Annotated in this window: 20 protein-coding genes; 9 read left to right on the top strand and 11 right to left on the bottom strand. The window is 63.8% G+C overall.

What is annotated here, in order from left to right:
- On the top strand, positions 1 to 307 hold a 307-nt coding region (locus AC1RNP_RS04185), incomplete at its 5' end, for a hypothetical protein (RefSeq protein WP_493049993.1).
- A gap of 400 nt (positions 308 to 707) precedes the next feature.
- Here AC1RNP_RS04185 and AC1RNP_RS04180 read toward each other — a convergent pair.
- A complete protein-coding gene (locus tag AC1RNP_RS04180) occupies positions 708 to 1,064 on the bottom strand; it encodes a Rieske (2Fe-2S) protein (RefSeq protein ID WP_493050284.1) in 357 nt (118 codons plus the stop codon).
- A gap of 105 nt (positions 1,065 to 1,169) precedes the next feature.
- On the opposite strand from AC1RNP_RS04180, the gene AC1RNP_RS04175 reads away from it, so the two are divergent.
- The 5 genes from AC1RNP_RS04175 (at position 1,170) to AC1RNP_RS04155 (ending at position 4,855) form a co-directional block, all read left to right on the top strand.
- Positions 1,170 to 1,451, top strand: a complete 282-nt coding sequence (locus AC1RNP_RS04175) for a hypothetical protein (RefSeq protein WP_493050283.1) — start codon at positions 1,170 to 1,172, stop codon at positions 1,449 to 1,451.
- Positions 1,452 to 1,481: 30 nt separating this feature from the next.
- Positions 1,482 to 2,195 carry a fumarylacetoacetate hydrolase family protein gene (locus tag AC1RNP_RS04170; RefSeq protein ID WP_493049992.1) on the top strand — a complete coding sequence of 238 codons (714 nt, stop codon included), beginning with the start codon at positions 1,482 to 1,484 and terminating at the stop codon, positions 2,193 to 2,195.
- Between the two features lie 56 nt (positions 2,196 to 2,251).
- On the top strand, positions 2,252 to 2,659 hold the full coding sequence (mscL, locus tag AC1RNP_RS04165) for a large-conductance mechanosensitive channel protein MscL (protein ID WP_493049991.1): 408 nt from the start codon (positions 2,252 to 2,254) through the stop codon (positions 2,657 to 2,659).
- Positions 2,660 to 2,916: 257 nt separating this feature from the next.
- A complete protein-coding gene (locus AC1RNP_RS04160; protein ID WP_493049990.1) occupies positions 2,917 to 3,270 on the top strand; it encodes a gamma-glutamylcyclotransferase family protein in 354 nt (117 codons plus the stop codon).
- A gap of 184 nt (positions 3,271 to 3,454) precedes the next feature.
- Positions 3,455 to 4,855: a M28 family peptidase gene (locus AC1RNP_RS04155; protein WP_493050282.1), complete on the top strand. Its 1,401-nt coding sequence runs from the start codon at positions 3,455 to 3,457 to the stop codon at positions 4,853 to 4,855.
- A 129-nt stretch (positions 4,856 to 4,984) separates the two neighbouring features.
- On the opposite strand, the gene AC1RNP_RS04150 is transcribed toward AC1RNP_RS04155, so the two are convergent.
- The 3 genes from AC1RNP_RS04150 to AC1RNP_RS04140 all read right to left on the bottom strand — a co-directional run bounded on the left by AC1RNP_RS04150 (position 4,985) and on the right by AC1RNP_RS04140 (position 8,030).
- Positions 4,985 to 6,652: a hypothetical protein gene (locus AC1RNP_RS04150; RefSeq protein ID WP_493049989.1), complete on the bottom strand. Its 1,668-nt coding sequence runs from the start codon at positions 6,650 to 6,652 to the stop codon at positions 4,985 to 4,987.
- Positions 6,653 to 6,733: 81 nt separating this feature from the next.
- The gene (locus AC1RNP_RS04145) at positions 6,734 to 7,507 is read right to left on the bottom strand and encodes a TrmH family RNA methyltransferase (protein WP_493049988.1); all 774 of its coding nucleotides are present in this window, start codon (positions 7,505 to 7,507) and stop codon (positions 6,734 to 6,736) included.
- On the bottom strand, positions 7,497 to 8,030 hold the full coding sequence (locus AC1RNP_RS04140) for a GNAT family N-acetyltransferase (protein WP_493049987.1): 534 nt from the start codon (positions 8,028 to 8,030) through the stop codon (positions 7,497 to 7,499). Before AC1RNP_RS04140 ends, AC1RNP_RS04145 begins: the two co-directional genes overlap by 11 nt.
- A 328-nt stretch (positions 8,031 to 8,358) precedes the next feature.
- Here AC1RNP_RS04140 and AC1RNP_RS04135 point away from each other — a divergent pair, with 328 nt between their 5' ends.
- Both AC1RNP_RS04135 and AC1RNP_RS04130 read left to right on the top strand, forming a co-directional pair.
- The gene (locus tag AC1RNP_RS04135) at positions 8,359 to 9,537 is read left to right on the top strand and encodes an efflux RND transporter periplasmic adaptor subunit (RefSeq protein ID WP_493049986.1); all 1,179 of its coding nucleotides are present in this window, start codon (positions 8,359 to 8,361) and stop codon (positions 9,535 to 9,537) included.
- Between the two features lie 9 nt (positions 9,538 to 9,546).
- Positions 9,547 to 12,729, top strand: a complete 3,183-nt coding sequence (locus tag AC1RNP_RS04130) for a multidrug efflux RND transporter permease subunit (RefSeq protein ID WP_493049985.1) — start codon at positions 9,547 to 9,549, stop codon at positions 12,727 to 12,729.
- Between the two features lie 81 nt (positions 12,730 to 12,810).
- Here the strand turns inward: AC1RNP_RS04130 and AC1RNP_RS04125 are convergent, their stop codons facing one another.
- A complete protein-coding gene (locus AC1RNP_RS04125; RefSeq protein ID WP_493050281.1) occupies positions 12,811 to 14,205 on the bottom strand; it encodes a heavy metal sensor histidine kinase in 1,395 nt (464 codons plus the stop codon).
- A gap of 56 nt (positions 14,206 to 14,261) precedes the next feature.
- Positions 14,262 to 14,945: a heavy metal response regulator transcription factor gene (locus AC1RNP_RS04120; RefSeq protein WP_493049984.1), complete on the bottom strand. Its 684-nt coding sequence runs from the start codon at positions 14,943 to 14,945 to the stop codon at positions 14,262 to 14,264.
- Positions 14,946 to 15,265: 320 nt separating this feature from the next.
- Between AC1RNP_RS04120 and cysK the strand changes: the two genes are divergently transcribed.
- Entirely contained in the window at positions 15,266 to 16,222 is a 957-nt protein-coding gene (gene cysK, locus AC1RNP_RS04115) for a cysteine synthase A (protein WP_493049983.1), read from the top strand.
- 101 nt (positions 16,223 to 16,323) lie between these two features.
- On the opposite strand, the gene AC1RNP_RS04110 is transcribed toward cysK, so the two are convergent.
- From AC1RNP_RS04110 to AC1RNP_RS04090, 5 genes are all read right to left on the bottom strand, one after another.
- Positions 16,324 to 17,334 carry a class I fructose-bisphosphate aldolase gene (locus AC1RNP_RS04110; RefSeq protein ID WP_493049982.1) on the bottom strand — a complete coding sequence of 337 codons (1,011 nt, stop codon included), beginning with the start codon at positions 17,332 to 17,334 and terminating at the stop codon, positions 16,324 to 16,326.
- A gap of 106 nt (positions 17,335 to 17,440) precedes the next feature.
- Positions 17,441 to 18,010 (bottom strand): hypothetical protein, encoded by a 570-nt coding sequence (locus tag AC1RNP_RS04105; RefSeq protein WP_493049981.1) that lies wholly within the window; start codon positions 18,008 to 18,010, stop codon positions 17,441 to 17,443.
- Between the two features lie 60 nt (positions 18,011 to 18,070).
- A complete protein-coding gene (pyk, locus tag AC1RNP_RS04100; protein ID WP_493049980.1) occupies positions 18,071 to 19,537 on the bottom strand; it encodes a pyruvate kinase in 1,467 nt (488 codons plus the stop codon).
- A gap of 134 nt (positions 19,538 to 19,671) precedes the next feature.
- Entirely contained in the window at positions 19,672 to 21,945 is a 2,274-nt protein-coding gene (locus tag AC1RNP_RS04095; RefSeq protein WP_493049979.1) for a tetratricopeptide repeat protein, read from the bottom strand.
- Complete coding sequence (locus AC1RNP_RS04090) at positions 21,942 to 23,990, bottom strand: DUF3857 domain-containing transglutaminase family protein (protein WP_493049978.1); 2,049 nt, start codon at positions 23,988 to 23,990, stop codon at positions 21,942 to 21,944. The genes AC1RNP_RS04095 and AC1RNP_RS04090 overlap by 4 nt, the downstream gene beginning before the upstream one ends.
- Positions 23,991 to 24,044: the final 54 nt, after the last annotated feature.

Raw genomic sequence — 24,044 nt, 5'->3', positions numbered from 1 at the left:
GCCGTTGCTTCTGCCGTTGCTTCTGCCGTTGCTTCTGCCGTTGCTTCTGCCGTTGCTTCTGCCGTTGCTTCTGCCGTTGCTTCTGCCGTTTGCTCGTCATTCCGGCGGAAGCCGGAATCCAGCTTCTTGCTGGATCGTCGTCCCAGCGAAAGCTGGGATCCATTTGGCTTTTGCTGCTGCCGTTGCTTGTGAAGAGCAAAGGCGTTTCGTCCGCTACGCGGCCGAGTTCATTTCTTTTGATAAGCGTCAAAAGAAACGAACCAAAGAAAAACGCTTTTCTCGACACAGCAATCCCATGGCGGATTGAGCCCCAGGATTTTCCGACTCGCCATCCATGGCTCGGTCGGAAAACGGCGGGCTTCCTGCCCGCCGCCCTTCGGGTCTAGGCACATATCGGCTCGCAAGGTTTAGCAGCCAAGAGCAAAATCTTTGCTCGGCTTTGCCTCATCTTTCGCTTCTAAAGATGCTTGAACGCACTTAGCTCCCGGAGACCCGGAGGGCGGCGCACAGGGATGTGCGCCGTTTTTCGACCGAGCCATGGATGGCGAGTCGAAAAATCCCGATAGCAATGAAACCCTGGGGCTGCTTCGTCGGGGAAAGCGTTTTTCTTTGGTTCGTTTCTTTTGGCGCTTACCAAAAGAAATGAACTCGGCCGCGACAGCGGACGAAACGCTCTTGCTTACCCTTAAACAACCGAAGAACCACACCTACCCCAAAAACACCTGCCCATCACTAACCCGCACCGCCACCGCCCGCAGGCTTTCCCCCCGGCACGGCCCAGCCACGCACCCACCATTGACCAACTCGAAGCTGGCACCATGCGCAGCGCAAACCAACAACCCATCCTTCGATTTCAGAAACTGCCCCGGCGCCCAATCAAGCCGCCGCCCGGCATGCGGACAGACATTGAGCCAAGCGCGCACATGGTCGCCATCACGATAGAGGATCAGCGATTCAGCGTCGCCGTCGATCACCGCCTCGACCTCGGCGAAGCCGCCATCCGGCAGCTCCGGCAAGGCGATCAGCCGCCGCGAAGGCTCGGATGAGGGGGTTGCCGTTTCCATTAACGAACTTCTTACATCTTCGTTCATGCCGCGCCCGATACTTGTCGCTTGAAGTTCGAACCACATCATTGTGTCACGTCGATGTCCGCACATTCGTTCCAGACCATGTTCCGTAACGTGAAAACCCGCCTCACCCTTGGCCTTGCCGCCCTCTTCGCACCGCGCAAGCCGCGCCACACGCTGCTGCGCGTTGCATTCGGCCTGCTCGGCGTGGCCCTGCTGCTGGTGTTGCTGGTGATCGGCGTGTTCGTCGGCGCGGCCATGTTGATCGGCGGCCTACTGCTGCGCCTGCTCGGTCAGCGCGGCAAGCCAGTGGCGACGCGCAAGCGTGTGGTCGACGGCGAGTATCGCGTCGTCCCGAAGACCAATCAGCCGCTGCTGCGCTGAAATCGCGACATCTCTCCAGCCTCCGATCCAATGACTGACGTCATCCCCGCGCCCGTCCCGCCGCGCGTTCCGGTCCGTGGCGGTGCCACGTTTCCCGTGCGCCGCATTTATTGCGTCGGCCGTAATTTCGCCGATCACGCCAAGGAAATGGGCGCCGAGGCTCCGGCCGCGAAAAGCGAGCGCGGATCGCCGGTGTTCTTCGCGAAACCCGCCGATGCGCTCGCGCTGGATGGCACCGCCGCCTATCCGCCCGGCACGCAGAACCTGCACCACGAGATCGAACTGGTGGTGGCACTCGGCCACGATGCGCCCGCGGGCGTGCTCGCCATCGAGGATGCGCAGGCGCTCGTGTTCGGCTACGGCGTCGGCCTCGATCTGACGCGCCGCGACCTGCAAGCCACGGCGAAAGCGAAAGGTCTGCCTTGGGATACGGCCAAGGGCTTCGACCAATCCGCGCCGATGAGCGAGCTGGTGCCCGCCGCCCAGGTCGGCGATCTGGCATCACGCACGTTGTCGCTGCATGTCAACGGCACGCTGCGCCAGCAATCACAGCTCGACCAGATGATCTGGGACGCCCCGGACATCCTGCACGAACTGTCCAAGCTCTATGCCTTGCGTGCCGGCGACCTGATCTTCATGGGCACGCCTGCCGGCGTGGCGGCGCTGGAAGCCGGCGATGTCTGTGTCGGTGCTCTTGACGACCTCATCGAACTGGACTGTCGCATCCTGCCGCCTGCCGTGTAAGCAATCCCCTCGCTGTGTAAGCTATCGTCTCCACAGGCGATTGCGAGGGTGAAATCATGGGCATGATCAGCGAGTTTAAGGAATTCATCGCGCGCGGCAACGTCGTCGACCTGGCGGTCGGCGTGGTGATCGGTGCTGCCTTCGGCAAGATCGTGACCTCGATGGTCGACGGCGTGGTGATGCCGGTGATCGGCTATCTCAGCGGCGGCGTCAGCGTCACCGACTGGAAACAGGTGCTCAAACCCGCTCAACTCGATGCCGCCGGCAAGGAAATCGCGGCCGAGGTGGCGATCAAGTACGGCGCCTTCCTGCAGACCATCATCGATTTCGTCCTGATCGCCTTCGTGATCTTCCTCTTCCTCAAGGCCTACAACCGTCTGCGCAAGCCCGCCGAGGCAGCGCCCGCCGCGACGCCGGAAGACATCGTGCTGCTGCGCGAGATTCGCGATTCGCTGAAGAAGTAATTCCCGCCTGCGCTTTGCCGGGAGCCGAAGTCTCGGATCTCTTGCCTTGAAAGCGCGAATGACATCGCCAGGATTCTCGATGCAGATCCTGGCGGTGTCGACGCCCGGCACCTCCTCATCCCCAGCCTTAAAACCGGCGATAAGCAGCGACGAAAAACGCTCAACGCTGGCATGACTCACAACAAGTCGAAGCATCGCCGCCACTTGCTAAGCTCGTGGTCTGGCAGCTGTTCAAGAGCACTCTCTTCAAGCGCACGATGACTTCCCGACTTTTCGTTTACGGAACGCTCGCCCCAGGGCGACCCAACGAACACATCCTGGCGAACGTCCCGGGAAAATGGCAGCCGGCGACGGTGACCGGCACGCTGTTCCAGGAAGGCTGGGGCGCGGCGATCGGTTATCCCGGCATCGTCCTGGACGAGCACGGCGGCAAAGTCGAAGGATTTCTCTTCAGCTCGGACGCCCTGGCCGAACACTGGGCGCGCCTCGACGAGTTCGAGGGCGAAGGCTACGAACGCGTCATCGCCCTGGCGAAGCTGGACGACGGTTCGATCGTGGATGCCTATATCTACAGCCTCAACGAAAGCGCCATCCCGGCGAACGGCAGCTGATGCGCATCGGATGCGAAGCCGCTCCGCGGCCCGGTTCAATCCAGACGATAACCTGACGAGAGAAATGCTCAAGTCGCACATGACTTGCGACAGATAGCACCGGCGTCGCGGGTTGCTAAGCTCGCGGTTTCCCTTCGTCCAAGGACATCGCATGCGCGCATCGCTCCGTCTCGCGCCGACGGCAATGCTGTTCGCCGCTTCGCTTCTGTCGTTCACCGGTGCAGCGATGGCCGCGCCGCGCGAGACGCGCATTCCCGAGGCCGCCCTCAAAGGCGCGGCCGAGTTGCGCGAGCGCGCGCTCGCCAGCGACCTCGGTTTCCGCATCACCGAATCATTGACGACGGAAGTCGGCCCGCGCCTGGCCGGCAGCGAAGCGGATGCGCGCGCCGTGCAGTGGGCGGAAGCAAAATTCCGCGAGCTTGGATTCGACAAGGTATGGAAGGAACCAGTGACGTTTCCGAAATGGGAACGCCGTGGCGAACATGGCGAAATACTGGGTACAAACCGCCAGCCATTGGCACTGACCGCGCTCGGCGGCAGCCCCGGCGGCACGGCCGAAGGCGAGATCGTGCGTTTCGCCGATCTTGCAACACTAGAAGCAGCGCCCGCGGGTTCGCTCGCCGGCAAGATCGCCTTCGTCGATTTCCGCATGCCGCGCGCGAAGGACGGCGCTGGCTACGGTCCTGGTGGCGGCATCCGCAGCCGTGGTCCATCGGCGGCGATCCGCACCGGCGCGATCGGTTATCTGATGCGCTCGGCCGGCACCGATTCGCATCGCAATCCGCACACGGGCATCACCCGTTTCGATGACGGCCTGACACCTGTGCCGTCTGCGGCGCTGGCCGCGCCGGATGCCGACCAGCTCGCGCGACTTCTGGAGCGTGGTTCCGTTCGCGTGCGCTTCGCGTTGGATTGCGGATGGGATGGCCAGGCCACGTCCTACAACGTGATCGGCGAGATGCGTGGTGCCAGCAAGCCCGATGAAGTCGTGCTGATCGGCGGGCATCTGGATTCCTGGGATCTCGGCACCGGCGCGATCGACGACGGTGCCGGCGTCGGACTGACGATGGCGGCCGCCAAGCTGATCGGCGACAGCAAACAGCGGCCCGCGCGCACGATCCGCGTGGTCGCCTTCGCCAACGAGGAACAAGGGTTGTACGGCGGCAAGGCCTACGCGCAGGAACATGCCAGGAGCGTCAAGCAGCATCAGCTCGCCGCCGAAAGCGACTTCGGCGCGGGTCGCATCTACGCCTACTCGAGCTCCGCGCCCGCATATGCGCAGGCCGCGGACCAGCAGATCGCCGAAGCGCTGGCACCGCTCGGCATCGAACACACGCCCGGCAAGGGCGGCCCGGGACCGGACATCAGCCCGTTCGCGGCACAGGGCTTGGCCTGGGCACGCCTGGCGCAGGACGGCACCGACTACTTCGATTATCACCACACGCCGGACGACACGCTCGACAAGATCGATCCGAAGGCGCTTGCGCAGAACGTCGCCGCGTATGCCGTGTTCGCCTATCTCGCCGCTTCGGCGGATGGGGATTTCGGCAGCGAAGCGAAGAAAGTGACGCCACCGGAGGAATAAACACCTCCGACACTACTGCTCGTCATCCCGGCGAAAGCCGGGATCCAGCCTTGTGTTCGGCAAGTGCGAAGCTTCCAGAAAAACTGGATCCCGGCTTTCGCCGGGATGACTCACGTTGGGCTGCGAGCCTTAGCGAATGAGTGCCACCACGCGTACCGCGCCCGCCCCCTCCTGCTGCATCCAGCCAATCCAACCTGCATCCGTCGCGGTATCGCGGATCGCGATGCCCCGCGCGATGCCGTCGGCATCAATCAAGAGCAACCGTTGCGCGGAAGCGTCATCGACATTGAAGCGCACGCGGCGTCCGGGCGTGCCGAGGCGATTGCCCACGCCATCGACCTTCATCTCGCGCACGTTTTGCAACCGCAACGCATCCGCTGCGGGCGCACGGCCAAGCCACTGCGTTTCCGGCCATGCGAATACCGCCGTGCGCGCCGTCCTGATCGCCGGCAGGGCTTGCACCAGTTCGTCGGGCACGGTTTCGCCCGTCGCCAGTTCCGGTTCGAGCACGCCAACCGCCGCGGCCACCGCGGTCTGATCGGCGACGCGCCACATGCCCGCGCCGAGTTTCGCCATCCAGACCTCGCTCGGCAGCAGGACGATCGCGCATAGCGTCGCCAATACCACGGCTCTGCCGGGACGCATGTAGGCAACCGTGGCGATGCCCAGACCACTCCAGAACAGGCTCGACCACACCACATAGCGGGGTGCCAGCAACTGATCGGGATGATCGAGGAAATACTCCAGCCGCACCAATACGATCATCGCGCCGACAGCGACCGCGAACCAGGACAAGCCGACGCCGAACAATGCCGCCGGCAACGGCGCGAGGCGCGCGCGCAGCGTACTCAACGCCAGCCAGGCCAATCCGAACACGGCCAGCAGTACGTGCGGCCAGCGCGCGAGCATGACCGGACCGAACGATGTCTGATAATTCTGCGCGAAGGATTCGGCGAATTTGCGAACGGGTGCGACCGGCAGTTGCGTGGCCAACGCCGGATCGAGCACGGGCCACGCCACGTAGACGGCGGGACCCGCGAGCCAGCGCAGCAGTCGATCCGCTTGCGCTCCCGGCACGAGGCGCAACGCCGCCGCATCGTTTCCGCCGCTCAGATGCAGCAGCGCCAGCGTGACCAGCAACCCGCAAGCCAATGCGACATGCGTCCACACCAACGCGCGACGCAGTCCCGCCACGATGAAGAACGCCGCGAAGCAGGCGATTCCGCTGCCGAAGGAAAACGCCGCGATCAAACCGAAGAGCGATGCGACGATGGCATCCTTGATGCCAATCCCGGCGTCATCCTGTCGCGACAACAGGCCGAGACCGATCGCCAGGCACAAGGTCACCGCACACGCATGCACGCTCTCGTTTGCATGCCCGAGTGCGCGCACGTTGCCCAGCCAGAACAATCCGAGCACGGCGAACAGCATTGCTGCCGCTCTCTGCGCAGGAGTCGGCAGGGAACGCAGCGCGCGCCACGCAAGCACCACTGTCGCCAACGCGAACGCGATTCCGACGCAGACCTGTAACCACTGTCCGGCGTGGAAGAATTGCATTTCCGCCACGCGCACCGCATTCGGGATGATCTCGTGGTGGCCGTTGTCCGGCGCGAGAACATTGTTCGGAAAGGGTGTCGTCAGGAAATGTCCCAGGAAGCGCCAACCATCCGCATAAGGCACGCGCGGTGCGTACCACATGACGATGATGGCGACCACGGCATAGAGCGCCGCCAGCCCCCAGGCAAGCGGGATCGCGATGGGCGCACGCGTAGATGATGTCTGCGTTGGATCATTCATAAGGGCGAATTAGAGCATTTTTGCCGTCATTCCTGCCCCGCATGAATGACGAGCGATGTCTCACGCTCAATCCCAGAATGCCTAGGAATGGTTTCTCGCCCAAGCGAAAAGCAGCACCGCCGTCGCGGCGGCGACATTGAGACTCTCGACCGTTCCAGTCCCGGGAATCGACAGGCGCAGATCGCAAGCCTCCGCGAGCGCCGCATCCATGCCCTCGCCCTCCGCGCCGAGCACGTACACCAGCCGCTCCGGCAACGCGGCCGCGAACAGATCATCGCCACCGCGCACGACGGTCGCGGCCAGCGTGAACCCCGCGCCTCGCAGCTGTCCGATGGCGTTCACGGCATTGCCCAGGCGGACCAGCGGCACCGCCTCCGCGCCACCTTCGGCGACGCGTGCGGCGGCACCGGACAAGGCCAGCGTCGAATCCCTCGGCAGCAGCAATGCGCCGACACCGAAATGCGCCGCGGAACGCAGGATCGCGCCAAGGTTGTGCGGATTGCCGACACCATCCAGCCACAGCGCGCACTGCGGTCCCGCAGGCAGATCACGCAGCCACGAACCCAGCGCGCCCGGCTCCTCGCGCAGGACCTCGGCGACCACGCCTTCATGATGCGAACTGGCCGCCAGCTTGCGCAGGTCGTCCTCTTCCACCACGCGATAACCGACGCGACGCGCCACGCACCATTGCAGCAGCGGCTGCAACTGCGGGATGCGGGTTTCGAGCAGGTACAGCTTGCGAATCGCCTGCGGACGCCGCGCGAACACGGCCTGCACGGCATTGAGACCGTAAATGCGCAATTCGGCATCGCGCTGCCCGCGCAACGCCGCGGAGGCTGATGGGTCACGGCGCATCGGCAAGATCCTTCCGTGTTCTGGCGAACGTGCGCAGATCGTGCAGGCATCCGCGCTTGAGCACGGCGCAGCGCTGCGTGCCCTCCTCAGTGAAACCGTTCTTGAGCAGCACGCGCGCGGAGCCGATGTTGAAATCCAGCACCGTCGCCTGCAAGCGATACAACTGCAGTTCGTGCATCGCCCAGGGCGCGAACACGCCGACGATGCGCGTCATCAAGCCGCGCCCCCAAAGGCTGCGCCCCAGCCAGTAGCCGAATTCCGCGCCGATGCGGCGCTCGCCCTGCCCGGGACGCACACCGATGCCGCCGCTGGCCTCGCCGCCGATCTCGATCGCGAACACCGGCTGGCTCAGGTCGATCACCTGCCCCGCCAGGAACGCCTCACCGTCGGCCCGGGTGTACGGATGCGGAAATCGGTCGCTGACGCCGCGCGAGACCTGTTCGTCATCAGCATGCCGCAGCAGCGCGTCGAGATCGCCCGCCCGCCAGCGCCGCAGCACGATGCCATCGCCGACGTCGATCATCGGGCACCCCGCGCGACCGCCATCTTCCTGGGCGTGACCATGGCCAACGACATCTCCTCTTTCACTCAAGCTATCCTAGAAACCCCGACAGCGCGCCGGATGCGCAGAGTACCAAGCCGCCGCCGGGGCGTCCCGAAACCACGGCGTCACCGGCACGGCCGCAGGGCATGGAAGATGAATCCCCTGATAACGGATTTGTACACATCCCGCTTGCCGCGATCGTCTGACAGGGTTGTCATTTTCGTGTCAGCGTGACGACCGGCGGGCATTGCTAGTCTCGTTGCAGTGCGTCAACACGGCTTCGCCGTGAACCTTGGAGACCCGTTCGTTGGCTTCCTTCGACAATAGCCGCTGCAAGCTTCTTGCCGCGATCGTTCTGTGCCTCGGCATCGCCGGCTGCGGCACCTCGGACAAACAACCCAAGCGCGACAAGGTCGTGGAAGTCGGCTATGTCGTCGTCAAGCCGACTTCCGTCGCGTTGACCAACGAGTTCAACGGCCGGGCGGTGGCCTACGAGAGCTCGGAAGTGCGTCCGCAGGTCGGCGGCCTGATCCAGCGCCAGCTGTTCCAGGAAGGCAAGCTGGTGCGTGCCGGCGAGCCGCTGTATCAGATCGATCCCAGCCTGTATCAGGCGGCCGTCGATCAGGCGCAGGCCAATCTGAAAAGCGCGCGCGCCAACCTCAAGGCCGCCGATGCGCTGGCGCGCCGCAATCAATCCCTGGTCGGCGACCAACTGATCAGCCGCCAGGATTACGACAATGCGGTGGCCGCCGCGGATCAGGCGCGCGCTTCCGTGGCGCAGAACGAGGCGACCCTCGCCACCGCGCAGATCAACCGGCGTTTCACTACCGTGCCGGCACCGATCAGCGGACGCATCGGGCGCTCGCTGGTGACGGTCGGCGGGCTCGTGTCGCCGGATCAAGCCACCGCGCTCGCCACGATCCAGCGCCTGGATCCGATCTTCGTCGACGTGCAGCAATCGGCGCAGCAGTTGCTCGCCCTGCGCCAGCAGCTGTCCTCCGGCAGCGCGCAGCCCGCCGATGCGGACGCCAGCATCCTGCTGCCGAACGGGAGCGTCTATCCGCAGCCGGGAACGCTCCAGTTCTCGGAAGTGCTGGTCGATCAGTCCACCGGCACCGTCACCTTGCGCATCCGCGTCCCCAATCCCGACGGCGTGCTGCTGCCGGGCATGTTCGTGCGCGCGCGCTTCGCGCAGGCGACCCAGGTCTCGGCCTATCGGGTTCCGCAGGCGGCGCTCGTGCGCGGGCCGACCGGCAACGCCTTCGTGTGGATCGTCGGCGCCCAGGATCGCGCGGTGCAGCGTCCCGTCACCGCCGATCGCGCCGACGGCAGTGACTGGATCGTCACCGCCGGGTTGCAACCGGGCGATCGCGTGATCACCCAGGGCACCGCCTCACTGCGCCCGGACATGCCCGTGCGCCCCGTCACCGCATCGACGCCGCAGCGCCTCCTGCCGCCGACATCGACACCCGCGGCGGGGGGCTGAGGCGAAGCAATGATTTCCCGCATCTTCATCGAACGCCCCATCTTCGCCTGGGTGCTGGCGATCGTCGTCATGCTGGGCGGCGCCTTCGCCATCAAGTCGTTGCCGATCTCGCAATACCCGAACGTCGCGCCGCCCACCGTCACCATCCGCGCCAGCTATCCCGGCGCCTCGGCGGAGACGATCGAGAACAGCGTCACCCAGGTCATCGAGCAGTCGCTGACCGGTATCGACGGCATGCTCTACTTCAGCTCGACGTCTGCGTCGCGCGGCCAGGTCACCATCAGCGTCACCTTCGACACCAGCGTCAATCCCGACATCGCCCAGGTCCAGGTGCAGAACCAGGTGCAGCAGGCGATCCCGCGATTGCCGTCGCAGGTGCAGCAGCAAGGCATCGTGGTACGCAAGGCCAATCCCGATGATCTGCTGCTCATCGCTCTCTACGACGAGACCAACACGGTCACCAACCGCGACATCGCCGACTATCTCGTCTCCAATTTCCAGGACCCGATTTCCCGCGTCAGCGGCATCGGCGACGCCAACGTGTTCGGCAGCGCCTACGCGATGCGGATCTGGCTGGACCCGGCCAAGCTCGCATCCTTCCAGCTGATGCCGAGCGACGTCGTCACCGCGATCCGCAGCCAGAACGCGGAAGTGGCGGCGGGCCAGGTTGGCGATCAGCCGCAACCGGCGACGCAGATGCTCAACGCGCTGGTGTCGGCGCAGTCGCGTTTGCAGACACCGGCGCAGTTCCAGCAGATCGTGCTCAAGACGGAACCGAATGGCGCGACCGTTCGCATCCAGGACGTCGCGCGCGTCGAACTGGGCTCCGAAAACTACAACTCCAATGCGCTCCTCAACGGCCATCCCGCCGCTGGCATGTCTTTGCAACTGGCACCGGGTGCCGACGCGCTGGAATCCGCCGAGCTGGTGCGGGCGGCAGTCGAGCGTCTCGCGACCAACCTGCCCTACGGCTGGAAAGTCACCTACCTCAACGACGCGACCACCTTCATTGAGTTGTCGATCGAGGAAGTGACGAAAACGCTGCTGGAAGCGGTCATTCTGGTCGTGATCGTCATGTTCGTCTTCCTGCAGAGCTGGCGCGCCACGCTGGTGCCCGCGATTGCAGTACCCGTCGTGCTGCTGGGCACGTTCGGCATTCTTTATGTCGCCGGCTTCTCCATCAACACGATGACGTTGTTCGGGTTGGTGCTCGCGATCGGCCTGCTCGTCGACGATGCCATCGTCGTCGTCGAGAACGTCGAGCGCCTGATGCACGAAAATCCGGGCATGACGGCGCGCGAGGCGACCATCGAGTCGATGCGCGAGATCAACGTCGCATTGATCGCGATCGCGCTGGTATTGTCGGCGGTGTTCCTGCCCATGGCGCTGTTCGGCGGTTCCACCGGCGTGATCTATCGCCAGTTCTCGCTCACGATCGTGTCCTCGATGGTGCTGTCGGTGCTGGTCGCGCTGATCCTGAGCCCGGCGTTGACGGCGACGCTGCTGAAATCCAAGCATTCCGAATCCGGGCATGGCTGGATCGCGCGTCATTTTCCGCGCTTCGCAGCCGCACCCCGCAATGCCGGGCAATGGTTCAACCGCACCTTCGAGAGTGCGACCGACCGTTACCTGCGGGCGGTGCAGAGCATCCTCCGGCATAAACTGGTCTACCTGCTGATCTACGCCGGCATCGCGGTGCTGCTGGTGCTCCTGTTCCAGCGCCTGCCGACCGGCTTCCTGCCTTCCGAGGATCAGGGTCGGGTGAGCATCCAGTTCCGTCTTCCGGGTGGCGCGACACTGGGGCGCACGATGCAGGTGCGCGACCAGGTTGCCGACTATCTCAACGAGAACGAGAAGTCGCGCATCAACGCCGCATTCCTGGTCGCCGGCGGCGGCGGGCCGACCGCATCGCAAAATTCCGGGCAAGGCTTCGTCAGCTTCATCGACTGGTCGCAGCGCACGGCACCCGAGGACGGCATCGACGCCTTCATCGCGCGCGTTGGCAAGGCGTTCTCCGGCTTTCGCGATGCGGAAGTCTTCGTGCTGGCGCCACCACCGATTCGCGGTTTCGGCCAGACCGCGGGCTTCACCATGGAATTGCAGAACACCAGCGGCATGTCACGTGACGAATTCGCCGCCGCAGGCAATCGCCTGCTCGCCGCCGCACGCCAGGACCCGCTGCTGAGCTCGGTGCGACCGACGCTGTTGGCCGATATGCCGACGCTGAAGGTCACCAGCGATCCGCAGATGCTCTCCACGCTCGGCCTGACGCAGGACGACGTGAACTCGACGCTCTCCACCGCCTGGGGCGGCTCCTACGTCAACGACTTCATCGATCGCGGACGCGTGAAGCGGGTCTACGTGCAGGGCGACTCCCAGTTCCGCGCCAAGCCTGACGATATCTATCAATGGCACGTGCGCGGCGGGAACGGGCAGATGACGCCCTTCTCGGCTTTCGCCAATACAGCGTGGGCACAGTCGCCGACCGCGCTGCTGCGCTTCAACGGCATTTCCGCCGCCGAATTCCAGGGCGTTCCCGCGCCCGGCGTGAGCACCGGCACGGCGATGGCACGGATGGAGGAAATCGCGCGCGAGATCCCCGGCGTGAGCGTGGCCTGGTCGGGTCTGTCGTTCCAGGAGCGCCTGTCGTCCGGACAGGCGCCGCTGTTGTACGCACTCTCACTGCTGCTGGTCTTCCTCTGCCTCGCGGCCTTGTACGAGAGCTGGTCGATCCCGATCGCGGTGCTGCTCGTCGTGCCGCTCGGCCTGATCGGCGCCGTGCTGGCGGTGACGCTGCGCGGCCTGGAGAACGACGTCTATTTCCAGATCGGTCTCATCACCACGATGGGTCTGGCGGCCAAGAACGCGATCCTGATCGTGGAGTTCGCCGAGCAGGCGGAGCGTCGCGGCAAGGAAGTGGTGGAGGCCGCGCTCGAAGCCGCACGCCTGCGTCTGCGCCCCATCCTGATGACGAGCTTCGCTTTCATCTTCGGCTCGCTGCCGCTGGCGCTCTCGACGGGCGGCGGCGCGAACAGCCGCATCGCCATCGGCACGGCGGTGGTCGGCGGCACGCTGACGGCGACGATTCTCGCGATCTTCTACATTCCGCTCTTCTACATCCTGGTGCGAACGGCGGTGCTCCGGCTGTCCCGCATGCGGCGGCATGACGACATGGAAGAACAGGCGATCTGATCTGATCGCCTGACCTGATGATCTCCCTGCTCGTCATTCCCGCGAAGGCGGGAATGACGAAATCCGAAGGGCGCCTCCCCTTCAATGATCGGTTTTTGTTGTCAAACCGCCCGCAATGGCGACAGTCGATGAAACAGCAGACGGCTTGATCGTCGCATCGCGAACTGTCGTGCCTGAAGACGCCGGCAGCAACAGATCGACGACAATCTCGCCTTCCTGATAACGCGCCTCCACGGTGCCACCATGCATGACCACGACCGCCTTGGCGATCGCAAGACCGAGGCCATGACTGCCGCCATCGTGCCGGCGCGCCGAATCCAGCCGGAAAAACCGATCGAACCAACGATCGATCTGCGAAGCGATGGCGGCACTCGCCGGGTTCCGCACGCTGACGGTAGCCATCCCGCCATCCTGATGGATCAACACGCGAATCGGACCACCGCTGTCGCCGTGACGGATCGCGTTGTCGATGAGATTGGCGATCGCACGTCCCAGTAGCGAAGGCTCGACCGCCGCGACGGCGTCACCGTCGACTTCAAGAACCCGCCCGGTCTCATCAAGAATACTTTCGAACAGTTCAGCGGTGCGGCGTGCGATCTCGGCGATGGAGGTCACGACAAGGTTGTCTACCATCGCGCCCTGATCGGCCCGCGCCAGGAACAGCATGTCGTTGACGATCGATCGCATGCGCTCCAGTTCTTCGAGGTTGGAATGCAACACCTCCTGCAGCTCGTCACCCGGGCGTGGACGCGACAGGACGACCTGGGTCTGACCGATCATGTTCCCCAGCGGCGTGCGCAACTCGTGTGCCACATCGGCGTTGAACGAGGACAGGCGCGCGTTCGCCACATGCAGACGTTCGAGTGCGCCGTTGAAGGCGCGCGTCATCTCACGCAACTCCTCCGGCAGATCGTCGAGTGGCAGAAGCGCCTCGGGATCATTCGGATTCAGCCCAGCCGCATGATGAGAAAGCTTGTCGAGCGGACGCAGACCGCGCCGCGCGATGGCGCGGCTCAGAACGCCGACGATCACGACCGCCAGGAGCGAGATGCCACCGATTCCCAGACCCAGCATGAGGCTGGTCTGCTCGACCGATCGATGGTCCAGCGCCACCGTCAATCGCAACGCCGGCCGCTCTTCGCGCGCCGGCACGTCCGTTTGCACGGCATGGAACGTGCGATCGCCCAATTGCACATAGAACGAGCCGTCGGCGACACGGCGCACGCGCGCGTTTGCGGGGAACGGCGTGCCGAAGTCGAATCGCGGATCCCCGCTGTCGATGATATAGCGCAGGCTGTCGCCGCGCGGCGTGAAGGATTCCAGCCTCTCCTTCAGAAGCGCCCATTTGTGCGGCTGATGTGTGCGATCGACCATCGGCAGGATGATCTGCAATCGCGTGAAGAGTTCTTTCGTCTGCTGTCGATTGAGCTCGCTCTTCTGGAACGCGAAGATCGCCGTGCCGGTCGCGAGGAACATCAGCGCCGTGGCCAGCGTCTGCGCCCGCATGATCCTCACCACGAGCGATGGCAGTTTCATGTCGGCTGCCCATCCTGATCTTCGAGGACATACCCCATGCCGCGCAGGGTATGCAGGAGCCGCGACTGGCCGACCTGATCGAGCTTGGCGCGCAAGCGCTTGACGGTGACCTCCACGATATTCGTGTCCGTATCGAAATTGATCCCCCAGACCGATTCCATCAGGATGGTCTTGGAAACGATCTGGCCGCGTCGACGCGCGAGAACAGCCAGCACGCCATATTCCTTGGCCGTCAGGTTCAATGGCCGGCCGCCGCGCATGGCCCTGCGGCCGATCAAATCGACATGCAGATCCGCGATCGTAACGCCGACGGACTGCTCGGCATGATTGCGCCGCGTGACGTTGTGCAGGCGCGCCAGAAGCTCGAGGAACGAAAAGGGCTTGACCAGATAGTCGTCGGCACCGGCGCCGAGTCCTCGCAGGCGATCCTCGACGGCATCGCGCGCCGTGAGCATGATCACCGGCGTCGCGTGATTCCGCCTCAGCCGTTCGAGTACGACCACGCCATCCAGTCGCGGCAGCATGCCGTCGAGGATGATGGCTTCGTAGCCGCCCGTTTCGGCCAGATGCAGGCCGTCCTCGCCGTTGTGCGCGACCTCGACGCTATACCCCTGCTCCGACAGCCCCTTGCGCAGGTATTCGGCGGTCTTGTGCTCGTCTTCGATTACAAGGATGCGCATGTTCGGTTTTCCGCTGCCGGGCCAGGCTCGCGTGTTCGTCTCCGTCTATCCGTTTCTAGCATAGCGAACCCCTTGCCACGGGCCCTCGAGCCGGCGCACAGTCGCGTCATCGGCGCAGCCCAGGTATCGGGCCGTTTCAACAAACGCCTGGTTAACATCAAGCTGGGCATCCGCTCAAAAAATCCGTTCGATTCTAACGGCAGCCGGCAAGATGCATCCGTGCCTTAAGCCATCCCCCGAAACGCGCTAGTGTGGTCAACCCACAAGGCCCGCACGCGTTACGCGGGTTCCCCGACCCTCCTGCTCGGAGCACCGCGACCATGATCCACGACAGCATCCTCGACACCATCGGCGGCACGCCTGTCGTGCGCCTACACCGCATCGCGCCGGAGCACGTCACGCTGTACGTCAAGGTGGAAGCGTTCAACCCCGGCGGCTCGGTCAAGGACCGCCTGGCCATCGCCATCATCCTCGATGCGGAGGCCAAGGGCCTGCTCAAGCCCGGGGATACCATCGTCGAGGCCACGTCCGGCAACACGGGTGTCGCCCTGGCGATGGTGTGCGCCGCGCGCGGCTACAAATTCGTCGCGACGATGTCGGAAACCTTCTCCATCGAACGCCGCAAGCTGATGCGCGCCTACGGCGCCAAGGTGATCCTCACACCCGCCGCCGAACGCGGCAGCGGCATGGTGCGCAGGGCCGAGGAATTGGCGAAGAAGCACGGCTGGTTCCTGGCGCGGCAGTTCGAGAATCCGGCCAATCCGGCGTATCACCGTCAGACCACGGCAGCGGAGATCCTGCGCGACTTCGCCGGCCGCCGGCTCGATCATTTCGTCACCGGCTGGGGCACCGGCGGCACGCTCACCGGTGTCGGTCAGGTGTTGAAGGTCGCACGTCCGGAAGTGAAGGTGACCGCCTGCGAACCTGCCGGCGCTTCGCTGCTCACCGGCAAGGAATGGCAGCCGCACAAGATCCAGGGCTGGACACCGGATTTCGTGCCCGCCGTGCTCGATCGCGAAGTCGCGTCGCAAATCCTCCCGATCGACGACATCCTCGCACGCGACACTGCGCGCCGACTGGCCGCGGAGGAAGGTATCTTCGTCGGCATCTCCGCCGGTGCCACCGCCGCCGCCGCACTGGAAGTGGCGAAGTCGGCGAAGAAGGACGATGTGATCCTGGCGATGCTGCCGGATACCGGCGAGCGCTATCTATCGACGTTCCTGTTCGAAGGCGTCAACGAAGGCTCCGACGACGAGTGGCTGGCGTCACTGGGCTGAAGTCCGCAGCGATTCATCGCGATACGGCGACATCACTCGACAATGAAAACAGAAACGCCGGCACAAGGCCGGCGTTTCCATGAGTCGATCTCAAGACGCGCTTACGCGGCCTTGCCCCACTTGCCGAGCGCGGCCAAGCCGTTGTCCTTGGCGCGCGCGTACACGGTTTGCTGCGCCTTCGCCACGTTGCCCGTCAGGTCCTTCGACCACAGCTGCAACGCGGCCGACTGCATGGCGCGGCCATAGGAGAACGACAGCGGCCACGGGTTCGGGCCCAGGCGGTTCATGGCATCGAGATGCGCGGTGGCATCCTCGTCACTCTGGCCACCGGAGAGGAACACGATGCCCGGCAGGATCGCCGGCACGGTCGACTTCAGGCACATCAGCGTGGCTTCGGCCACTTCCTCGACGCTAGCCTTCTCGCCGCTCTCACTGCCCGGCAGCACCATCGATGCCTTCAGGATCGTGCCTTCCAGCGCGACGTTGTGCTGGTACAGCGCGTCGAACAGCGCGCGCAGCGTCACTTCGGTGACTTCGTAGCAGGTTTCGATGTCATGGGCGCCGTCCATCAGCACCTCTGGCTCCACCATCGGCACCAGACCCTGTTCCTGGCACAGCGCGGCGTAGCGCGCGAGCGCGTGCGCGTTGGCCTCGATGCAGGTGCCGGAGGGGATGTCCTCGCCGATGTTGATCACTGCGCGCCACTTGGCGAAGCGCGCACCGAGCTTGTAGTACTCCTCCAGGCGAGCACGCAGACCGTCGAGCCCTTCGGTCACCACCTCGCCCGGGAAACCGGCGAGCGCGAACGGCCCCTTGTCGACCTTGATGCCCGGAATGACGCCGTTCTCAGTCATCACCTTGGTGAACGGCACGCCGGCCTTGGTGGCCTGACGGATGGTTTCGTCATACAGGATCGCGCCGCTGATGTAGTCGCCGAGCTTGGGCGTGGTCAGCAGCAGTTCGCGATAGGCGCGGCGATTCTCTTCGGAATTCTCGATGCCGACGCCGTCGAAGCGCTTCTTGATGGTGTTGTTCGATTCGTCGATCGCGATGATGCCCTTGCCCGGCGCGACCATGGCCAGGGCGGTTTCGGCAAGCTGTTCGATGCTCATGTCTGGGATTCGATGGCGGCGGGAGGAACTGGAAATTATAGCCAGGGCGCGTTAAGCCGTCCGCACGGGCCGGTGAATGCAACCGTTTTCAGGTTTGCCGGCATGTTCAATCCGGGACTTGCCCCTCGTCCTCACTCTGCCCCTGCCCGCGCCGCAGCCCGGCATAGCGCAGTTTGTGCAAAAGCGCGGCGAGCCCGCGTCCGCCCAGGATCAGGATGGCGCCCACCACCAATTGCAGCACCACCCTGGCGACCGCAACCTTGAAATCCGGCGGCAGATCCATGCGCCCGTATTCCTGGCTGAACTGGTCGTACACGAACGCCTTTATGCCCAGGCTCCCGCCGTCGAGCAGGCCCACGAAGAAAAACCAGGCACCGATGCCAGCGAGAATCAAGCCGAACCAGGTCGAAGCATCAAGATCGCTTTCGAAAACCTGATCCTGGGGACGTGTCAGCGCCAGCCGCGCGAATTTATCCGCGAAGAGCCAAAGCAATGCCGCCAGCAGCAACCCGGCCACGAACGGAATGGTGAAGATCCAGGGATTCATGTCCTCGTGCATCGCGTCTTCCATGACGGCGATCAAGCCCGGCAACTGGAACACGATCTTGGCGAGTATCCAGAGCGCGAAAACACGAATGATGACGCACAGCAGCGAGAAAGCGTTGGTCCTGGTCATGACGACTCCCTGATGGATGCACGGCCGCCTTGCGGCTTCCGGCAGCAGGGTACACCAGGGTTACAGTTCGCCCAGTCCTTCCGCGCGGCCGTCTTCGCCGACCTGCAGCAGACGCAGCGTGTTGGTGGCGCCATGGGTTTCCATGTGCTCACCGCTGGTGAACACCACGCGCTCGCCGGACGAGAGCAAGCCGGCCTCGACCAGCAGGCGGACACTGCCTCGCGCCGCCTCGCGCGGCGTCTGCCCGCGGCTGTCGTAATCGAACGGAAAGACGTCGCGCATCAAACTCATGCGCCGCCGCGCACCGACGTGGCGCGAGAACGCGTAGATCGGCGCGCTAGAACGGAATCGCGACAGATACCGCACGGTGCCACCGGATTCGGTCATCGCCACGATCGCGCGCACGCCGATGTGCTCGGTGAGGAACATCGCCGCCATCGCGATCGCCTGGTCGGCACGCTCAAGGTCGCGCGGCGCCTTCTCGAAATCGGTATCGGATTCGAACTGTTTCTCGGCACCGGTGCAGATACGCACCAATGCCTCCACTGCACGCACTGGAAAATGGCCGGCGGCGGATTCCTGCGACAGCATTACCGCATCTGTGCCGTCGATGACGGCGTTGGCCACGTCCAGCACTTCCGCGCGCGTCGGGACCGGGCTGTCGACCATCGACTGCAGCATCTGCGTGGCGGTGATCACCACGCGATTACGCGCCAGCGATTCACGGATGATCTTCTTCTGCAGACCCGGCAACTCCGCGTCGCCGATCTCCACGCCAAGATCGCCGCGCGCCACCATCACCACGTCGCTGGCTTCAATGATTTCGGCCAGGTTCTCGATCGCCTCAGCGCGTTCGATCTTCGACACCAGGGCGGCATCGCTGCCATGTTCGCGGGCGATGCGACGCGCCTCGTTCATGTCTTCGGCATTGCGACAGAACGAAACGGCGATGAAATCGGCGTCCATTTCGGCGGCGATCGCGATCAGTTCGCGATCACGCTCGGTCAGCGCGCCGAGCGAAAGCCCGCCGCCCTGCTTGTTCAAGCCCTTGCGATCGGACAGCACGCTATCGTTGATCACCGTCGTGACGATGCGCTCGCCTTCGATGCGTTCCACCTTGAGCTGCACCACGCCATCATCGAGAAGCAAGGTATCGCCGGGCTGCACATCCTGCGGCAATCCGAGATAGCTCACGCCGACCTGATGCTCGTCGCCCGGCGGCGCGTCGGTGCTCGCCAGCAGATCGAAGCGCTCGCCCGCGCGCAGCGAGACACGCCCATTGGCGAAGCGCTCGACGCGAATCTTCGGCCCGGGCAGATCGGCGAGGACGCCCACCTCCACTCCCAGCCGTGCGGCCGCCTCGCGCACGCGCTGCGCGCGCGCCACCTGCGCCGATGGATCACCATGTGAGAAATTGAGACGAACCGCGTTCACGCCCGCGCGCAGGATGGCATCGAGGACGCCAGGAGCGTCGGTGGCGGGACCAAGCGTGGCGAGGATGCGGGTGCGGCGGCGGTGATCGGCCATTGTGATCGTGTTTCGGGATGAGATCTCTATCCTAGCCCAGCCACGCGGCGGGAGCATGCGTCAGCACTGCTCGACCCGCCTCTTGTGGAACGGATCACCTTTAGGGAAATGCACGCGCTGATCCTTCCCGCGGATCATTCCTCGGGGTCGGTCTCGATGTACGGCTTTCCGGCTTCATACAAAGCAAGGCGTTTCTTGGCGCGTTTCAGCGTTTCCATCCCCTCCTTTTTGACATCCGGGGATCCATCGATATAGCCCTGAAACTTGGCGACTGCCTCTTTCTGCATTTTCACCGCCGTCGTGTAGTCGCCGACCGCCGCATGGCACGCTGCGACAGTATCCAACTGGCCCGCGCTGATTTCATCGATATCGCCGATGCGCGCGCTCGCTTCCAGGCCACGCTGCGGTTGGCGGATTTCATCGACGGGCGCCGTGCAAAGCGCCCAGGCCAGATTGTTGGCCGCCATCGTATCCCCCGCCTCCATGCCCTGCCTCCAAACATCCACTCCCTGCTTGCGCGACTCGAGTGTCTTCTTTTGGTGGTACAGCCATGAGCCGTACTCCACAAAGGCAAGCGGTTCTTTGGCGGCGAGCGCTCGATCCATCCAGCGCTTTCCCTCCATCTCGTCGACCTTGCCGAATTCACCCTTCAGGTATCCCATGCCTAGCATGGCCTCGGATTCATGATCCTTCGCCTCCGCGCCCTTGCGTAGCCATGCCTCCGCTTGCGCCGGTGACTTTTCCATGCCGTCGCCTTCCAGCGCCATCATTGCCAGCGCGCGGCTTGCCGCGGCGACCCCTCCATTGGCAAGTTTTTGATACACCTCGACCCCCGTCGGGATCTTCTCCTTGCCGACATAGCCCGATGCCATGATGCCGGCCAACATCAGCAACGAGTCGATGTCTCCCGCCTTGGTCGGTGCCAACAGCCAATTCATGGCCTCATTCCATTTCTGACCGCTGGCCGCCTCACGTGCCATGAGACGGGCTGCATATGATTGACCATCATTCGCCGCCGCACGGAGCCAACGTCCGCCCGCCTCACGATCCTTGGCGATATCGCGCCCGAACCGGAGACTCCATCCATATTGTTCTTCGGCCCATGCGTTGCCTGCCTCGGCGGCGCGGCGCATCCACTCGATGGCTTCCTTGGCCTGACCGCGGTTGATGGCATCCCGCGCGAGCAACGCATACCCTGCCCCGCGCGGATTGATGTCAGCTGCGGACAGTCGTGCACGCTGCGCGTCGTCGATGGTCATCTTCTGACGAAGGCGCCAGTCCGTCATGAGCACGACAGCCTCGAGGTTCCCCGCCTTCACAGCCCGATCGGCGGAATTCCGGACAAACTCCGGCATCTCGCCCTCATTCGTGAGGATCCAGAGCGATGCGATTAATGCGCTCGCCGATGCCTTTGGCCAGAGCTCGTCGGCTGCGTCAAGAAGAGTCTGGGCAGTCTTCTCATCTTTGCTAACACCAATCCCGTAGGCGTGCGCATATGCGAACAATGCCATGGGGAATGCCTGCCGCTGCTCGGAACCGGACAACATGGCATCCACCAGCCCATCGCGGCAACTTTCCGCAGGATTCTTCTGGCAAAGCAGCAGCCAGGCTCCGAGTGACTGCAAGCCGTGATCCGCAGCGGCCGTCTTCAACTTCGCTATTTTCTCCGCGGGGTCTTCGACCAGCCATGCCGCGCGAAGTGCCTGCGCGTCGACGGCGCGCGTCAGACCATTCTCGGCCTCTCCCTCTATCAACTGCTCCGCGATACTCCACTTCTGGATCGGATAACCGGTATAGGTATCCTCACGAACAACGGCATTCATGGTATCGAGCGTATCAAAGACAAGGTGGCGCTCTTGCTGAGTGGCCGGGTCCGTCACCACTTTCACGTAAGGAAGGTAGCGCGCCGGCCACGCCGATATGTAGTACTCGTATTTCGTCTCCAGGCCGGCAATCGAGAGAAGCGTGCTCGCATCCTGCGCCCCCATGACCCGTATCGGCGGCGCGATCGTGGGACTGGACGATTTCGCCTGTGACAACGCCAACGACGACAGCGCATCCAGGGCCACGCCATGGCGCTCAACCCCGGCCTTGTCGCCATTGGCCTGCGCGCACAACACCGCGATATGGCGAAGCGCAATGCTCACCGGCGCCATCTGCACCGCACCCTCGATCTCCTGCCGATGCTTGGTACATGCTTCGGCATCCACGCCTTCCTCGTCGTAGGACACGGTCGACATCAAATCGTAGCCCGCATACGACTTCTCGATGTTGCCCGTGGCAAGGAACTTCTTCCATTCATCCACCGCATCAAATGCCGCAGCCTTGGGCTCCGCTGCGAACGCCGTCGCTACTGAAGACAGGGGCAGTATCGCCATCAACACATGCGAAAAACGGAATATGCTCACTGAGCCTTATCCTCGGAGGGCAACGACAGGTCACGCAGGAGATTTTGCAGACGTTTGGCACGCGCATCGGCGTCATCGGTCAAGGGCATGGCGAATCTCAGGCTCGCCGCCAGCGTGTCCCGGGCACGTCGCAATTGCTCCAGGTGATTGCCGACCTCAGAAGCAGCGATATCCCTTTCCTTGACGTCGATCCGATACGTGAGCACCGCTTCGGCGTCGTTGACTTTCACATCCCGGTCATACGAAAACGCCTTGGCCGCGACACTTTCCTTCTCGTCCTTGAATTTTGCCCGCCACTGCGCCGGAATCCGGACGTGTATCTCCTGGACATAACGGCCCGGCGAGGCGAAGAAAAGCGGGCCTTTTCGCGCGATCGTCGACGGCAATGCCGCGAGTTCGTCGAGGGAGTCGGCACGAAGATCCAACCGGCGGACAGCGCCGCTTTCGCTTTCGAATGGCGCCGTCAGCGTATAATCTTCGCTGATGCGCAGGACGTTTGCCGCGCGATCATCGGATGGCGACGGCTCCGACACCACTTGCACCTGACCGAACCGCTTCCGGTAATAGTCGGCATAACGGCGCGTGCGCTCTTCACTGCTCTCGCTCGCCAGCCTCCTGCGGTATGTGTCCGCGGCGGCTCCGCGATAAGTGGTGGTGACCTCGAAACGCGTTTCTCGGCCATCCGCAGACGGCGTGTATTTCTCGATGGTTTCAATGCCGAAATCATGCCGGTCCGGCGCAGAGATAGTCACGGGCGACTCGATGCCCGCCGCGATCGGCAGCGCCACTCCCATGGCACTGAGATCGATGTCGCGCGGAGAACCGCCTTGCTGCGTCGCGGTGGCGTCTACCCAGACGGGCTTGCCGCCGACGTGGGCACGAACGATGACATGATCGAAGGCATATGCCGAGGGCAGGCGATCCTGAACCGCCCGTCCGTAGCGGATCGACGCCAACGCAGGCTCAGCCTTGATCCCCAGCCTGTGCAGCAACGTGACCAGCAGATAAGCCTTGTCCTTGCAGTCACCGCGACGATGTTTCCAGGTATCCGCCGGTGATGCGGGACGATGTGTGTTTTCGCCCATCTCGACACCGAAATAACGCACCTCGTCCTGGACCGCGCGCAGCACCGCCTGCAAGCGCGCCATCTCGTCAGGGAGGCGGCGCCAGTCCTGCAATCTGGATTCGAGTTCATCCGGCAAGCCCCCCTCCACGGCCGGATAAAGCGGAACCGCCCACGACACGACATCGGCCCAGGTGCGGTCTGTACTGACTTGGGCGAGCGGAAACGGCTGATACCAAACCGGATAATTCTTCTCGTCCTCGACCGGGGCCACTGACCGGGCAGTCAACACGACCTCCGCGCCATCCTTGGTGTCTGCGTATTTTGGTTCCGGCGCGCCATGATCGCCTTTCACATTGAAGCGCTCGCCCGGATCGGCCAGGACGCGAAGGCGCGACTCCAGCATTGGATTGCGCCATGCGAAGTACACGCTTTCCGCCTCCTGGCCCGCCAGGATGGGATTGCTTCCCGTGATCGTATAAGTCACCCGAACCACGTCATTGACACGCACGTCGTCGAATACGAGCAAGGCCGTGACATTGCCGTTCGCCATGTCTTCTTCGAATTCGCTCTCGCGGCGCGCCAGCGAAATTCGCTCCGGATTCAAACGATCCTGCCAGACGCCATCGCGGCGCAACTCGACGCGATGAATGGCAAGGCGCTGGTATTCGGGATTGAACGTGATACTGAGTTTCCCGGCATCGCCCAGCAAGGCCGTCGAACGCGCCTCAAACGCATAGTCGACGAAATCGACATGCGCCTTCCTGCGCCAGTCGACCTGTTCGTCAAAGCGCCATGTCCGCCATTGCGCATCCTTGGCTCCGGGCGCATCCGCGGGCCACGCATCCGGAAGCGGGCGCACGTCAGCGAACTCCGGCGGCGGTGCCACCGAGAATTCGAAATCACCGCGCTTGTAGACCCCGTCCCCAGCTTGTGCCCAACTGCTAATCAACAGCAGGCAAATCCCAAAAATCTTTCCCATTTTCTACCCTTCGCCCCTTGGAATCAGGCTACTACAAACCGCCTGCCCCCGGTA

This window comes from Luteimonas sp. GW821-FHT14E02, from assembly GCF_058803905.1.
This window is presented reverse-complemented; position numbering and strand designations above follow the sequence as displayed.